General features: G+C 74.1%; 14 protein-coding genes. 4 read left to right on the top strand and 10 right to left on the bottom strand.

From position 1 onward, the window contains the following. Positions 1-11: 11 nt before the first annotated feature. The 4 genes from ACIRST_RS24600 to ACIRST_RS24585 form a co-directional block, all read right to left on the bottom strand. Positions 12-1,355 carry a glutamyl-tRNA reductase gene (locus tag ACIRST_RS24600; RefSeq protein WP_402804345.1) on the bottom strand — a complete coding sequence of 448 codons (1,344 nt, stop codon included), beginning with the start codon at positions 1,353-1,355 and terminating at the stop codon, positions 12-14. Positions 1,356-1,380: 25 nt separating this feature from the next. Next, positions 1,381-2,277 (bottom strand): redox-sensing transcriptional repressor Rex, encoded by an 897-nt coding sequence (locus ACIRST_RS24595; protein ID WP_350521732.1) that lies wholly within the window; start codon positions 2,275-2,277, stop codon positions 1,381-1,383. 107 nt (positions 2,278-2,384) lie between these two features. Beyond that, positions 2,385-3,131: an exonuclease domain-containing protein gene (locus ACIRST_RS24590; protein WP_402804343.1), complete on the bottom strand. Its 747-nt coding sequence runs from the start codon at positions 3,129-3,131 to the stop codon at positions 2,385-2,387. 161 nt (positions 3,132-3,292) lie between these two features. Continuing rightward, entirely contained in the window at positions 3,293-3,568 is a 276-nt protein-coding gene (locus ACIRST_RS24585; RefSeq protein WP_402804341.1) for a glutaredoxin family protein, read from the bottom strand. 112 nt (positions 3,569-3,680) lie between these two features. On the opposite strand from ACIRST_RS24585, the gene ACIRST_RS24580 reads away from it, so the two are divergent. The 3 genes from ACIRST_RS24580 to ACIRST_RS24570 all read left to right on the top strand — a co-directional run bounded on the left by ACIRST_RS24580 (position 3,681) and on the right by ACIRST_RS24570 (position 7,687). Further along, positions 3,681-4,718, top strand: a complete 1,038-nt coding sequence (locus ACIRST_RS24580; protein ID WP_402804339.1) for an HAD family hydrolase — start codon at positions 3,681-3,683, stop codon at positions 4,716-4,718. 524 nt (positions 4,719-5,242) lie between these two features. After that, positions 5,243-6,121, top strand: coding sequence for an ECF subfamily RNA polymerase sigma factor, BldN family (locus tag ACIRST_RS24575; RefSeq protein ID WP_402804337.1), 879 nt, complete (start codon positions 5,243-5,245; stop codon positions 6,119-6,121). Positions 6,122-6,391: 270 nt separating this feature from the next. After that, a complete protein-coding gene (locus ACIRST_RS24570; protein WP_402804335.1) occupies positions 6,392-7,687 on the top strand; it encodes a DUF5667 domain-containing protein in 1,296 nt (431 codons plus the stop codon). Positions 7,688-7,806: 119 nt separating this feature from the next. Here the strand turns inward: ACIRST_RS24570 and ACIRST_RS24565 are convergent, their stop codons facing one another. From ACIRST_RS24565 to ACIRST_RS24545, 5 genes are all read right to left on the bottom strand, one after another. Beyond that, entirely contained in the window at positions 7,807-8,814 is a 1,008-nt protein-coding gene (locus ACIRST_RS24565; RefSeq protein ID WP_402804333.1) for a lysophospholipid acyltransferase family protein, read from the bottom strand. Positions 8,815-8,821: 7 nt separating this feature from the next. Further along, positions 8,822-9,931, bottom strand: coding sequence for an NAD-dependent epimerase/dehydratase family protein (locus tag ACIRST_RS24560; protein ID WP_350521734.1), 1,110 nt, complete (start codon positions 9,929-9,931; stop codon positions 8,822-8,824). A gap of 151 nt (positions 9,932-10,082) precedes the next feature. Beyond that, positions 10,083-10,181 carry a 30S ribosomal protein bS22 gene (locus tag ACIRST_RS24555; protein ID WP_003948845.1) on the bottom strand — a complete coding sequence of 33 codons (99 nt, stop codon included), beginning with the start codon at positions 10,179-10,181 and terminating at the stop codon, positions 10,083-10,085. Positions 10,182-10,371: 190 nt separating this feature from the next. Then, entirely contained in the window at positions 10,372-10,581 is a 210-nt protein-coding gene (locus ACIRST_RS24550) for a helix-turn-helix domain-containing protein (RefSeq protein ID WP_045699258.1), read from the bottom strand. Between the two features lie 236 nt (positions 10,582-10,817). Then, positions 10,818-12,014, bottom strand: a complete 1,197-nt coding sequence (locus tag ACIRST_RS24545; RefSeq protein WP_350521618.1) for an acetoin utilization protein AcuC — start codon at positions 12,012-12,014, stop codon at positions 10,818-10,820. A gap of 178 nt (positions 12,015-12,192) precedes the next feature. On the opposite strand from ACIRST_RS24545, the gene ACIRST_RS24540 reads away from it, so the two are divergent. Continuing rightward, a complete protein-coding gene (locus ACIRST_RS24540; RefSeq protein ID WP_402804329.1) occupies positions 12,193-12,723 on the top strand; it encodes a hypothetical protein in 531 nt (176 codons plus the stop codon). Between the two features lie 58 nt (positions 12,724-12,781). Here the strand turns inward: ACIRST_RS24540 and ACIRST_RS24535 are convergent, their stop codons facing one another. Beyond that, positions 12,782-13,981 carry an MFS transporter gene (locus ACIRST_RS24535; protein ID WP_402804327.1) on the bottom strand — a complete coding sequence of 400 codons (1,200 nt, stop codon included), beginning with the start codon at positions 13,979-13,981 and terminating at the stop codon, positions 12,782-12,784. Between the last annotated feature and the right edge of the window lie 77 nt (positions 13,982-14,058).

Genomic DNA, 14,058 nt, shown 5'->3' with positions numbered 1-14,058 from the left:
TGGCTGACGGTTCATCTGGTGCCCCCGGCGGAGGGCTGGGGCGCGCCGCCGACGGGCGTCCCGGACACCGCGTGCACGGCGGCCGGGTCGAGGTCGAACAGCTCGCGCAGGGCCTCCGCGTAGGAGGCGCCGCCGGGCTCGGCGGCCAGCTGCTTCACCCGGACGGTCGGGGCGTGCAGCAGCTTGTCGACGACGCGGCGGACGGTCTGGCCGATCTCGGCGCGGGAGCGGTCGTCCAGGTCGGGCAGCCGGGCCTCCAGCCGGCCGAGCTCGGCGGCGACCACGTCGGAGGCCATCGAGCGCAGCGCGACCACGGTCGGCGCGATCCGGGCGGCCCGCTGGGCGGCGCCGAAGGCCGTCACCTCGTCGGCGACGATCCGGGTGACCTGGTCGACGTCGCCGGCGCCGGGGGTGGCGGCGTGCGCATGGGACAGGCTCTCCAGGTCGACCAGCAGGGCGCCGTCCAGCTCGTGGACGGCGTGGTCGACGTCGCGCGGCATGGCCAGGTCGAGCAGGGCGAGCGGGCCCCGGCCGGCCGGGCGCAGGGCGACGGCGGCGGCCACGTCCTCGGCCTTGACCACCACGCCGGCCGCGCCGGTGCAGGAGATCACCAGGTCGACGTCGGCCAGCGCCTCCGGCACCTTGGCGAGGTCGAGGGCGCGGGCGACGTCCGGGCCGAGGATCTCGACCAGCCGCTCGGCGCGGGCGGCCGTCCGGTTGGCGATCAGCAGGTCGGTCACGCCGGAGCGGACCAGGGTGGCGGCGGCCAGCGAGCTCATCGAGCCCGCGCCGACGACCAGCGCGCGCTTGCCGGCGATCTCGCCCGCGCCCGCCGCGACCTGCTCCAGGCCGAAGGTGACCAGCGACTGGCCGGCCTTGTCGATGCCGGTCTCGCTGTGCGCCCGCTTGCCGACCCGCAGCGCCTGCTGGAACAGCTCGTTCAGGTCGCGCCCGGCAGTGTGCTCCTCCTGGGCCTTGGCCAGGGCGTCGCGCAGCTGGCCGAGGATCTGGCCCTCGCCGACCACCATCGAGTCCAGGCCGCAGGCCACCGAGAAGAGGTGGTGGACGGCGCGGTCCTCGTAGTGGACGTACAGGTGGGAGGTCAGCTCCTCCAGGTCCACCCCGCTGTGGTGGGCGAGCAGCAGCGACAGTTCGGCGACGCCGGCGTGGAACTTGTCCACGTCCGCGTACAGCTCGATCCGGTTGCAGGTGTTCAGCAGCGCGGCCTCGGCGACGGTCGCGGTGGCGGCCGCGTCGTGCAGCAGCCGGGTCGGCACGTCGCCGGTCAGCGCGGCGCGCTCCAGCACCCCGACCGGGGCCGTGCGATGGCTCAGCCCTACGACGAGAAGGCTCATGCCCGCCCCCCACAGCTCTCGGTGTTCATGCGGGCATCACCGCGGAGAGATCCCCGTCGCCGCCCTTGGCGGCCTTTCCCTTGGCCTGCTCGGCCTGGTCCTTCGCCGTCGACTCGGCGGTGCCGCGGCCCTTGCCGTTGCCGCCGGCCGCACGCCGCAGCTTGGCGGCGGCGGCGCGGACCGGGCCGGGAGCGCGGTCGAGCACCGACTCGGCGCGGTCGTCCGGCTCCTCGCCGGCCTTGCGCTGCTCGTGGAAGGCCAGGATCTGCAGCTCGATGGAGAGGTCCACCTTGCGCACGTCCACGCCGTCCGGAACGGTCAGCACGGTCGGGGCGAAGTTCAGGATGCTGGTGACGCCCGCCTCGACCAGCCGGTCGCAGACCTGCTGGGCGGCACCGGGCGGGGTGGTGATCACACCGATGGAGACGTGCTGGCTCTCGACGATCGACTCCAGCTCGTCCATGTGGCGCACCGGCAGCCCGGCCGCGCTGCTGCCGACCACGTTGGGGTCGGCGTCGAGCAGGGCGGCCACCCGGAAGCCGCGGGAGGCGAAGCCGCCGTAGTTGGCGAGGGCGTGGCCGAGGTTCCCGATGCCCACGATGACGACCGGCCAGTCCTGGGTCAGGCCGAGCTCGCGGGAGATCTGGTAGACGAGGTACTCGACGTCGTAGCCGACGCCGCGGGTGCCGTAGGAACCGAGGTAGGAGAAGTCCTTGCGGAGCTTGGCCGAGTTCACGCCGGCCGCGGCGGCCAGCTCCTCGGAGGAGACGGTCGGCACCGAGCGCTCGGAGAGCGCGGTGAGGGCCCGCAGGTAGAGGGGCAGGCGGGCGACAGTCGCCTCCGGGATGCCCCGGGCACGCGAGGGTCGGCGCGCGGCGCCCTGGTCGGGCGTCTGCGAACTGCTCTGTGGTGATCGGCCGATTGCCACGGTGCTCCTGTGGGTGAAGCTGGGCTTTGGCAGCCAGGCTATGCGTTTGTGAACGTGTGCACAAAGATGGTGTCCGATTTGTCCCCGCACAGTGATGCGCATCACGCCATCGAGCCCATAGCACCGGCGTGCGTCAGCACGACCTCCGGGGCCTGCGCACCGGGCAGCCAGGGGCCGTACGGGGCCTCCCGGCGCAGCAGCGGGACGGCCGCGCCGGACGGGCCGGAGCGGGCCCCGCCCAGCCGCGGCCAGGGCACCCGGGCCGCCTCGCGCAGCGGGCCCGCCCAGTCGCCCGGCGGGCAGGAAGGGGCACCCAGGCAGTGCCGCAGCAGCTCGGCCGTCACCCGGGCGTCGCCGAGGGCGGTGTGTGCCGGGTACCAGCCCAGGCCCGCCGCCTCCACGCAGGCCGCCAGGCCGTGGCTGCGGGCCTCCGGCAGGTGGGCGCGGGCCAGCCGCATCGTGCACAGCAGCGGGACGGGCGGCAGCGGCACCCCGATCCGGGCGAACTCGCGGTCCAGGAAGGCGTGGTCGCAGCTGACGTGATGGCCGACCAGCACCCGGCCGGCCAGCAGCTCCAGCAGCTGCGGGGCGATCTCGCGGAAGCGCGGGGCGCCCTCGACGTCGCACTGGCGTATCCGGTGCACATGGGTCGGGCCGACCGGGCCCAGCGGGTCCAGCAGGGTGGCGAACTCGCCCTCCGGGCACAGCCGCTCGTCGAGCAGGACGACCGCGACCTCGACCACGCGGTGCCGCCACGGACTGCGGCCGGTCGCCTCCACGTCCACCACGGCGAAGCCCCCGGCCCCGGACGGGGCTTCGGGCGTGCCGGGGATCGGACCGGGAAGCATGGCGACACTCCTCGTGTGCTCAGCCCCCCACGGGCGCAAACGCGTTCGATCGTAAGCCGACCAAGGCGCCCCGGCCGGGGCCGAAACGGAGTGTCTTTGGCAACGATTCGGCGAAGCGCCCCCGCCGAGTGGCGGGGGCGCGAGCGCCCGCGCGCGGGCCGTCAGCCGCCCAGGGCCGCGCGCAGCCGGCGCTCGTCGACCCGCCAGAAGTCGTGCTGGCGCCCGTCGACCAGGGTGACCGGGATCTGCTCCCAGTAGCGGCGGTACAGCTCCTCGTCCTGGGTGACGTCCTTCTCCTCGAAGGACGCCCCCAGCTCGCCCGCCACCCGGACGATGACCTCGCGGGCCTCGTCGCACAGGTGGCAGCCGGGCTTGCCGACCAGGGTCACGGTACGGTCCGCGGGATCGGGGCTCTTACGTCGCAGCAGTGGGCTCACCGCCCCATTCTGCGCTCACGGGGCGCCCGCCCCCGCGCGCGGTGGAGCTGTTCACCTCACGGGCACGGCACCGTCACGGCCGCTCCGCGCCCGGCTGGCTATGCTCGGTGCCATGGCCGTGCTCCGAAGGCTCACCCAGGCAAGACGTTCCACCAGCGAGCGGAGCGCCCTGGCGGGCGAGGCCGCGGCCGAGGCGGCGGAGGCCGCGCTGCGGGCCGAGCCCGGAGCGGCGGACGCCCCCGCGGCGGACGCGCAGGCCGCCGGGGACACCGCGGCCACCGGGGACGCGCCGGCCGCCGCGGACGGCCAGGCTCCGACCAAGCCCGGGAAGGCGCCCAAGGCCCCGGCCGGGAACCACACCCCGGACCAGGACGACCCCCGCGCCGCCGCCTTCTTCGACTGCGACAACACCATCCTGCGCGGCGCCGCGATCTTCTACCTCGGCGTCGGCCTCTTCCGCCGCGGCTTCCTCACCCGCCGCGACATCGCCCGCTTCGCCTGGCAGCAGGCCTGGTTCCGGCTGCACGGCGCCGAGGACCCGGACCACATCTCGGACGCCCGGACCACCGCCCTCGGCATCGTCGCCGGCAAGCGCACCGCCGACCTGGAGGAGATCTGCGAGGAGATCTTCGAACCGGTCGTCGCGGACAAGATCTGGCCGGGCACCCGGGCGCTGGTCCAGATGCACCTGGACGCCGGCCAGCGGGTCTGGCTGGTCACCGCCGCCCCGCTGGAGGTGGCCCGGATCATCGCCCGGCGGCTCGGCATGACCGGCGCGCTCGGCACCGTCGCCGAGGCCCGGGACGGCCTCTACACCGGCGGACTCGTCGGCGACATGCTGCACGGCCCGGCCAAGGCCGCCGCCGTCCGGGCGCTGGCCCGCCGCGAGCGCCTCGACCTCGACCGCTGCGCCGCGTACAGCGACTCGGCCAACGACATCCCGATGCTCTCGCTGGTCGGCCACCCGTACGTGGTGAACCCGGACGGCGCGCTGCGCCGCCACGCCCGGGCCCAGGGGTGGCGGGTGCGGGACTTCCGCACCGGCCGGAAGGCGGCCAAGGTGGGGCTGCCGGCGGCGGCCGCGGTCGGGGTGCTGGCGGGCGCGACGGCGGCCGCCGTGGCCCTGCACCGGCGACGCCGGCGCGCCTGAGACCACCACCGCACTCCGCCGCACTCCGCCGCCGGAGCCGTCACACGGGCTCCCGCAGCGTCACCCGACGCGCTCGCCCGCGCGGGTGACCGGACGTCAACAAGGGCCCTGACCTGGCCGCTCGTACGGGCGAACTCCCTTCCGGCGCAACACGGTCAAGGGCCGATGCACGAACCTGTCAGCCGGTGACCGGTTCTGATCGTTCGCCAGACCGGGAAAGTCAGGGGTTGCCGAGCCCCAAGGCTGGGAAACGGCCCCCCGGACCGCCGAATTGGTCACCCTGAGCGCCTGTTCGATCACGTTGAGCCGGATGAACGCCGACAGCTCCGGTCAGTGTCAGCCGAATATGCGCAACAAATGGATCCCAAACGACCACTTCGACCACACGGTGTAGCTGTCATTGCACAAAGCGTTATTCTCTCCTGGATGCACGTCTCCACACGTCCCGCTCGAACGGACGCTTCGGGGAGTGCTCTCCGCGCAGGCGGAGGTGATCCGTCCACAGTTCTGCCTCTGGGAGTCCCGTGTACCCACCCGTCCGGAACGACGCGCCTGCACCCTCCCGCCCGTCGTCCGCGCCCCTGCGCCCCCGCACCGGCCACCACGACCGGCCCACCGCCGAGCGGCAGATCTCCACCGGCCTGGACCTGCTGCGCAGCCTGCTCCGCAGCCAGCTCGCCGCCTCGCCCCAACTCGTGCCCGCCGGAGGGTCGTTCGGCCACCCGCACGGCCCCGGCCTGGCCCTGCGCACCACCGCCGCCGGCTCGGCCGGCACCGGCTCGCGCGGTCGCACCGGCGGTGCCGGCCTCGGGCGCGGCCGCTCCCGGACCGCGACCGGCCCCGGCTACGAGACCGAGCACAACCCGATCATGGAGCTGGTCGAGCGGGCCCAGGCCGGCGAGAGCGAGGCCTTCGGCCGGCTCTACGACCACTACGCGGACACCGTCTACCGGTACATCTACTACCGGGTCGGCAGCCGGGCCACGGCCGAGGACCTCACCAGCGAGACGTTCCTGCGCGCGCTGCGCCGGATCGGCACCTTCACCTGGCAGGGCCGGGACTTCGGCGCCTGGCTGGTCACCATCGCCCGCAACCTGGTCGCCGACCACTTCAAGTCCAGCCGCTTCCGGCTGGAGGTCACCACCGGCGAGATGCTCGACTCCAACGAGTGCGAGCGCAGCCCGGAGGAGTCGGTGCTGGAGTCGCTCTCCAACGCCGCCCTGCTGGACGCGGTGCGCCGGCTCAACCCGCAGCAGCAGGAGTGCGTCACCCTGCGCTTCCTGCAGGGGCTCTCGGTCGCGGAGACCGCCCGGATCATGGGCAAGAACGAGGGCGCCATCAAGACCCTCCAGTACCGCGCCGTACGGACGCTGGCGCGGCTGCTGCCGCCCGACGCCCGATGAGCCGACCGTGACCGCGGGGGACACAGCCGGAGGGCCGCCCGGCCGGCCGTCACCGTCCACGCCCGACCGACACGTCAGAGTGAACGGTCGGTCCGATGATCAGCCGTGCGTAACCGACCGCCCGCACCGATCGTTGGCCAGCGTGCAAGCCTCCACCAGGCGTACGGTCAAGCCGAATTGCGACCCGTCACCCGATGGAGTGGCTTTGGCCAGCCGGGGCAACCGTCCGGCGGGCCAGGGTGTCGACAACGACGAAGGGAGGTGTGGCCCGTGACGGCAAACGTGCTGGAGCACCGGCGGGCGAAGGCCTTCGCCGAGGCGCTGGAGGCCCACCGGACGGAGCAACGCGCTGCAACCGACGCGGAATCGGCCAACACCGCAGGCGCCGGCCCCGGTTCGGCCGCGATGGCCGAACTGGTCGGCCTGACCGACGTGCTGGGAGCGCTGCCCGGACCGGTGCTGGACCGGGAGGTCCGGACGGTCCAACGCGCCCAGCTGATGGCCGCGTTCGAGCAGGCCTTCGCCGGCGGACCGGGCGCCGCGGTGCCCCGCCAGCGCCGCCACCGGGCGATCCGGTCGGCGCCGCGCGGCCGGTGGAGCCGCCGGTTCGCGATCGGCGGACTCGTCGCCGGGCTCGCCGTCGGCAGCCTGGCCGGTGCCGCCGCCGCGAGCACCGGAGCGGTTCCCGGGGACACGCTGTACGGCCTGAAGCGCGGCCTCGAAGGGCTGCGGCTCGACTTCGCCGGCTCCGACGCCGAGCGCGGTGAGCTGCTGCTCGACAACGCCGCCACCCGGCTCGGCGAGGCCAAGGTCCTGGTCGGCCGCACCGGCCCGGCCGGCGCACTGAGCCCGGCCACCGTCGAGCAGGTCCGCCGCGCCCTGGACGACATGCACGCGGACGCCCTCAAGGGCCGCGAGCTGCTGCGCTCGGTCTACCGCAGCAACGGCTCGCTCGACCCGATGCGCGCGCTGGCCGGCTTCGCCCACGACGAGGACGGCCGCTGGACCGAGCTGCAGGGCAAGCTGCCCTCCCAGCTCACCCAGCAGGCCTCCCTGGTGAGCCAGCTCTTCGACGACATAAGCGAGGACGTCGCGCCCCTGCGCCTGGTCCAGCCCGCCGGCAAGAACGGTGGGTCGCCCGGCTCCGGAGCGGGCGGCGGCTCCGCCGACTCGACGGGCGGCTCCCCCGCCGGCGCCCCGGCCGACGGCTCCGGCGCCACGCAGGACGGCGGCCAGGCCCCGGACAGCGGCGCCACCGGCGGCAACCGCCCCGGCGCCACCGCCCCGGTCGGCCCCGGTGCCGGCGTGACCGGCAGCGGCGGCAAGGGCGCCGGCCTGCCGAGCACCCTGCCCACCAGCGCCCCGGACGCCGTCAACGGGCTGGTCGGCGACCTCACCAACGGGCTCACCGGCGCCAAGCCCTCGCCGAGCGCCGACGCGGCCCCGCCGCAGGTGCCGCAGCCGTCCGGCACCCCCGGTGTCCCGGACGGGGCCCGGCAGCAGGGCGTCGAGGTGCCCCCGCTGGTCCCGGGCCTGCTGCCCGGGCTGCGGATCCTCGGCGGCTGACGGCACACCGACGGCACGGAGCGGGCCCTGCGGAGTGCGATATCCGCCGGGCCCGTTCCGTGCTCCCGTACGGCGGTCCTTCCGGCCTCCCGTACGGGGAAGGCGGTCAGGGGAAGGGGTCAGAAGAACACCGAGCGCCGCTGCACCAGCAGCTGGTAGAGCGAGTGCTGGATGGTCTCGCGCACCTCGTCGGCCAGGTCGAAGACCAGCATCGGGTCGTCCGCCGCCTCCGCCGGGTACCCGTCGGTGGCGATCGGCTCGCCGAAGCGGATCGTCCACTTGGTCGGCAGCGGCAGCACCCCGAGCGGGCCCAGCCAGGGGAAGGTCGGCGTGATCGGCACGTACGGCAGGCCCAGCAACCGGGCCAGCGTCTTCACGTTGCCGATCATCGGGTAGGTCTCCTCCGCCCCGACGATCGAGCACGGCACGATCGGCACCCGCGCCCGCAGCGCCGAGGCCACGAAGCCGCCGCGGCCGAACCGCTGCAGCTTGTAGCGCTCGGAGAAGGGCTTGCCGATGCCCTTGAAGCCCTCCGGCCAGACCCCGACCACCTCGCCGCGCTCCAGCAGCGCCTGCGCGTCCTCGTTGCAGGCCAGGGTGTGGCCGGCCTTGCGGGCCAGCTCGTTGACGCCGGGCAGCACGAAGACCAGGTCGGCGGCGAGCATCCGCAGGTGCCGCCGGTTCGGGTGGTGGTCGTGGATGACCACCTGGGTCATCAGCGCGTCCAGCGGGATCGTCCCCGAGTGGTTGGCGACGATCAGCACGCCGCCCTCGGCCGGGATGTTCTCCACGCCCTGGACGTCGATCCGGAAGTACTTCTCGGCGAGCGGGCGCAGCAGGGAGAGCAGCACCTCCTCGGTGAGCTCGCGGTCGAAGCCGAACTCGTCCACCTCGTAGTCCCCGGTGACCCGGCGGCGCAGGAAGGCCAGCCCCTCGGCGGCGCGGCCCTCCCACCCCTTGCCGAACAGCCGGGCGGCCGCCGGGCCGAGCGGCCCCGACAGCGCCCCGCCGACGGCCCCGGCGAGCCGGTCGGCCAGGCCGGGGCCCTCGGGTCCGGTCCAGCTGGGGGCGGATTCGATCGGGATCACCTTGGCCTCGCCCGACGCGTTCTCGGCTGCGGCACTCATCGCGGGTTCAGCTCCTCGGTCGGCGGGGGCGGTTCGGTACGGCGCCCGGCGCGGCGGGGTCGGCCCCCTCCGGGCCGAGCAGCGCGGCCAGCCGGTCGGCGACGGCGGCCAGCCGCTCGGGCGGCAGCAGGCCCGGGCCCACGGCGGCGGCGAAGTCGGCGAAGGCCTCGGGCGTGGTGAACGCCGGGCGGTAGCCGAAGGTCTCGCGCAGCCGCGTGGTGTCCACCACCCGGCCGTGGGTGAGCAGCCGCAGCTGCTCCGGCGAGACGTCCACCAGCCGGGTCTGGCGGGCCAGGACGGCCATCCAGCTGACCGCGGGCAGCAGCAGCGGCAGGGTGGGCCGGCCCAGCCGGCGGGCGCACTGGGAGAGCAGCAGGACGCCCTCCCCCGCCACGTTGAAGGTACCGGTGTTGACGGTGCCCGGCTCGGGCTCGCCGACGGCCCGGCAGAGCACGGCGACGGCGTCGTCCTCGTGGACGAACTGCAGCCTGGGGTCGTAGCCGAGGACGGTCGGCAGCACCGGCAGCGCGAAGTACTCGCTGAGCGGGGTGTCCGGGTTCGGGCCGACGATGTTGGCGAAGCGCAGCACCGTCACCGCGACGTCCGGGCGGCGCCGGGAGAAGCCGCGGACGTAGCCCTCGACCTCCGAGGCGTCCTTGGCGAAGCCGCCGCCGGGCGGGGTCTTCGGCTGGATCCGTTCGCTGAACACCGCCGGGTCGCGGGGGGCGGAGCCGTACACGCCGGTGGTGGACTTCACCACCAGCCGGCGCACCCCGGGCGCCTTCTGGCAGGCGCCGAGCAGCTGCATGGTGCCGATGACGTTGGACTCCTTCACCGCGGAGCGGTTGGTGGAGCCCAGGCCGGTGGCGCTGACGCTGAGGTGCACCACGGTGTCCACCTGGTGCTCGGCGAGCACCCGGGACAGCGCCGGTCGGCGCAGGTCGAGCTGGTGGAAGCGGTACGGGGCGGCCGGGCCGGGCGGCTCCTCGGCCGGCGTCCCGGGCGGCTGCACGTCCACGCCGACGACCAGGTCCACACCCGGACGGCGGCGGACCTCGGCGACGAAGCGGGCACCGAGATGGCGTGCCACGCCGGTGACGAGCACGACCACGCCCACGGTGCTGCACCCCATTTCCCTCGACCCGAGCGGCCTGCGTGCACCGTACCGCGCCGCCCCGCCGGGCCGTGAAACGACACCGCCCGCCCGGGCCGCGAGGGCCTGGGCGGGCGGTGGAAGCGCTGGGCGCGCTGGGCGCGGCCGGGGGCGCTTACTTCTTGTTGCGACGCTGAACGCGGGTCCGCTTCAGAAGCTTGCGGTGCTTCTTCTTGGCCATACGCTTGCGACGCTTCTTGATGACAGAGCCCACGGAACAACCCTCGCTCACTGAGACTCTCGTCCGTGAGAGACGGAGTCCATACGACTGACGTGAGGGCCTAGCCTACCGTCCGCGTGGCCGGGGCTGTAAATCGCACTCCCGGCAACCGGGAAACTCGCGGGAAATCCGGGGCGAACGGAGCCGGATCCGCGGCTGCGGATCCGGCCCCGCCGGCCCGGTGCTACGCGCTCTCAAGCCGCACGTACGACTCCTTGAGGTACTCGTGCACCGCCTGCTGGGGCACCCGGAAGGACCGTCCGACCCGGATGGCCGGCAGCTCGCCGCTGTGCACCAGGCGGTACACCGTCATCTTGGACACCCGCATGACCGCGGCGACCTCCGCCACGGTCAGGAAGACGACTTCCTGCAGGGGACGCTCCACGGAACTCATGACCATCACCCGACCCTTACCCGTGTGCAAGGCACCGGCTTCCCCTCCGGTGACTCCACCGGCACACGTGTATCCCCAGAGTAGTTATGCGTGGTACCAGTGGGAAGAGGGGAGGTGCAGTCCTCGTACGGTGAGAGATAGGACTGTTGCAGTACGTAGCCGATCGGCGGATCGGACCGCCCCGCGTACGCACGGCCCGGCCGGTGCCCCGCGGGCGCCCAGCCGGGGCGCCGGGTTCAGGCCAGGAGGCCGTGGTGGGGGAACACCGCACGGCGGCTGGCAAGAATGGCCTGATCGAGCCGGTCGGCCGGATCGTAACCCGCGTCGAAGTCGCGCCAGGCCGGGCGGGCGCCGTCGGTCATCCGCAGCGGGGCCGGGCGGCGGGTGCGGCGGTAGACCTCGGCGCGCCAGGACTCGGGGGTCTCGGTGGCCGGGTCGACGGGCCGTCCGGCGGCGGTGGCGACCAGGTGGGTCCAGGTGCGCGGGACGACGTCGACCACCGCGTAGCCGCCCCCTCCGGTGGCCACCCAGCGGCCGTCGGCGTGCCGGTGGGCGAGCTCGTGCAGTTCCTCCGCGATCAGCCGCTGGGCGTCCACGGTGACGGCGAGGTGGGCGAGCGGGTCCTCCAGATGGGTGTCCGCGCCGTGCTGGGTGACCAGGACCTGCGGCCGGAAGGCGTCGAGCAGCTCGGGCACCAGGGCGTGGAAGGCGCGCAGCCAGCCGGTGTCGCCGGTGCCGGCCGGCAGCGGCAGGTTGGCGGCGGAGCCGGGGGCGTCCGGGCCGCCGGTCTCCATCGGCCAGCCGGTCTGCGGGAAGAGCGTGGCGGGGTGCTCGTGCAGGGAGACGGTGAGCACCCGGGGGTCGTTCCAGAAGGCCTCCTGGACGCCGTCGCCGTGGTGGACGTCCACGTCGACGTAGGCGACCCGCTCGGCACCGAGTTCGAGCAGCCGGGCGATGGCCAGCGCGGGGTCGTTGTAGACGCAGAAGCCGGAGGCCTTGCCGGGCATCGCGTGGTGCAGCCCGCCGGCGAAGTTGACGGCGTGCGGGGTCTCGCCGCGCCAGACCGCCTCGGCGGCGGCCACCGACTGGCCGGCGATCAGCGCGGAGGCCGTGTGGACCGCGGGGAAGGCCCAGTTGTCGTCGGTGCCGAGGCCGTGCCGGGTGTCGGTCAGCTCGGGATGGGCGGCGGCGTGCTTGACCGCCTCGACGTACTCCCGAGTGTGCACCAGCTGCAGGGTGGACTCGCCGGCGGGCGGTGCGGACCGGACGCTCACCCCGGGGCCGCCGTTCAGCCCGAGCGCCTCGACCAGGCGCATGGTGAGGGCCAGCCGGGTCGGGTCCATCGGGTGGCCGGGGCCGAAGTCGTAGGCGGTGACGGCCTCGTCCCAGAAGAGGTGCAGGCCGCAGGGGGTGTCACGCTCGGCTTCGGGCATGGCCTCCACCGTAGCGGGTGGCGGCGGGCGGGCCGCCGTCAGGGCGCGCCGGGGCGGCGGCGGGGCTCCGGTTGCGCGGCCGGGGTACGGCAGTTGTGGTGCAGCTGTGCGGCAGTCGTGGAGGTGCTTTGTTGAGGCGGTACAGACAAACGCTCCGCGCCTCCATATCCTCTCCGCCATGAAGCCATTCAGCGTGCAACGCCTTGGGGTAATTCTCGCTGCAATACTGGGACTTGGCCTGCTCTTCGCCGCCCAGCCGGCCTCCGCCGCGGTCAGCGGGACCGCCTTCGCCGTCGACAGGTCGACCGCGAAGGCCGGCGACCAGCTGACCCTGACGCTGTCGCTCACCAATACCGAGACCAGCGACATCTACTTCGCCTACGAGGCCGTCCAGCCGACCTGGCCGGCCAACTCGCAGGCCGGCGCCTTCACCGTCACCGGCTGCACCGGCGACACCGTCGACTGCGTGATCAACGGGAACAGCGCCAACTTCCACTTCGACGCGCCGATCGCACCGGGCGCCACCAAGACCGTCACGCTCACCGTGAAGATCTCCGACACCCCGCCGTGGAGCGCCAACACGCCGTACACGGTGAACTGGGCGCCGTACGTCTACTACGAGTTCGGCCAGGTCGGCGGCACCACCTCGGCCAAGGACCAGGGCTGGCCCTACGGCGTGACCGGGACGGAGACCACGATCCTCGGCTGATCCCGGCCGACCTCGTCCGGCGGGTGCGACCGCCGCCCCGCCGCCCCCGCTCCCGCCCTCACCCGGCGGGGGCGGGAGCCAACACCGGCGCCGGGGCGAAACGGTCGGCCAGCGGCAGCACGACGAGCACCAGCAGCATCGGGGCGAGCAGGGCCCAGCGGTACGAACTCGCGTCGGCGATCGCCCCGACCAGCGGCGAACCGAGCAGGAACCCCACGTAGTTGAAGAGGTTGAGCCGGGCCACCGCGGCGTCCGAGTCGGCCGGGAAGAGCCGGCCGCCCGCCGCGAAGACCTGCGGGATGATCGCGCAGATGCCGAACCCGAGCAGGGTGAAGGCGGCGATCCCCGCCCAGGGGGCGGGCGCGACCGCCGCCAGCCCGAACCCGAGCGCGGCCAGCGCCGCACCGCCCCGGACCACCGGGACGGCGCCGAAGCGCTGCACCGCGCGGTCGCCCGCCGCGCGGCCGAGCAGCATCGCGACCATGTAGCCGAGGTAGGAGAGCTTGGCGAGGTCCTCCCGGCTGCCCAGGCCGTCGGTGAGGTACTTGACGCTGTAGTTGGAGACCGAGGCGTCGGCGATGTACGCGAAGGCCATCGCCAGGCAGAGCGGCAGCAGCGGCCGCCAGGGGACGGACCGGGCGGCGGCCTCGGCGGCCTCCCGGACGGCGTCACCGAGCTCGGCCGGGCCGGCGAAGCGCGTGCCGGTGACCACCGCGAGCGGGGCGACCACCGCGGCGGCCGAGCCGAACAGCACCGGCAGCCCCAGGTCGTAGTGCGAACCGAGGCCCGCCAGGACGGCGCCGACGATGCCGCCCAGGCTGAACGCGGCATGGAAGCCGATCATGATCGAGCGGCCGTAGCGGTGCTGCAGGCCCACCCCGAGCATGTTCATACTGGCGTCCAGCGCCCCCACCAGCAGCCCGAACGCCCCCAGGGCGAGGGCGAGTTGCCACAGGGCGTCGCCGAGCCCGACGGCCGCCAGACTCAGGCAGACGGCCGGCTGGACCACTCTCAGCACCGCCCGCGCGCCGGTGCGCTTCACCAACTGCTCGGAGGTGATCGAGCCGACCCCGGCCAGGATCGGCACGGCCGCCAGGAAGACCGGCAGCAGCCCGTCGCTCAGCCCGTACCGGTGCTGGATCTCCGGGATGCAGGTGACCAGCAGCGCGAAGGTGGTGCCCTGCAGCAGGAAGCTGACGGCGAGCGCGGCCCGCCCGACCCTCAGGCCGGGCGGGACGTCGGACGGCGCGGCACTCATACGGACCTCCACACGGGCCTCCTGGCATCCTCGCTACCGGCCGGTAGGACGATGTTGGCGAGAGCGTAGGCGGTGCG

The organism is Kitasatospora sp. NPDC101447 (genome assembly GCF_044767225.1).
Classification (GTDB): Bacteria; Actinomycetota; Actinomycetes; order Streptomycetales; family Streptomycetaceae; genus Kitasatospora.
The sequence above is the reverse complement of the archived record's forward strand: the minus strand, read 5'-3'. Positions and strand labels throughout refer to the sequence as shown.

What these genes read in the sequence shown, in the direction of transcription:
- ACIRST_RS24600 (WP_402804345.1), bottom strand. Translation starts at nt 1,355, where the DNA reads ATGAGCCTTCTCGTCGTAGGGCTGAGCCATCGCACGGCCCCGGTCGGG.
- ACIRST_RS24590 (WP_402804343.1), bottom strand. Translation starts at nt 3,131, where the DNA reads ATGCTTCCCGGTCCGATCCCCGGCACGCCCGAAGCCCCGTCCGGGGCC.
- ACIRST_RS24580 (WP_402804339.1), top strand. Translation starts at nt 3,681, where the DNA reads ATGGCCGTGCTCCGAAGGCTCACCCAGGCAAGACGTTCCACCAGCGAG.
- ACIRST_RS24565 (WP_402804333.1), bottom strand. Translation starts at nt 8,814, where the DNA reads ATGAGTGCCGCAGCCGAGAACGCGTCGGGCGAGGCCAAGGTGATCCCG.
- ACIRST_RS24550 (WP_045699258.1), bottom strand. Translation starts at nt 10,581, where the DNA reads ATGAGTTCCGTGGAGCGTCCCCTGCAGGAAGTCGTCTTCCTGACCGTG.
- ACIRST_RS24545 (WP_350521618.1), bottom strand. Translation starts at nt 12,014, where the DNA reads ATGCCCGAAGCCGAGCGTGACACCCCCTGCGGCCTGCACCTCTTCTGG.
- ACIRST_RS24540 (WP_402804329.1), top strand. Translation starts at nt 12,193, where the DNA reads ATGAAGCCATTCAGCGTGCAACGCCTTGGGGTAATTCTCGCTGCAATA.
- ACIRST_RS24535 (WP_402804327.1), bottom strand. Translation starts at nt 13,981, where the DNA reads ATGAGTGCCGCGCCGTCCGACGTCCCGCCCGGCCTGAGGGTCGGGCGG.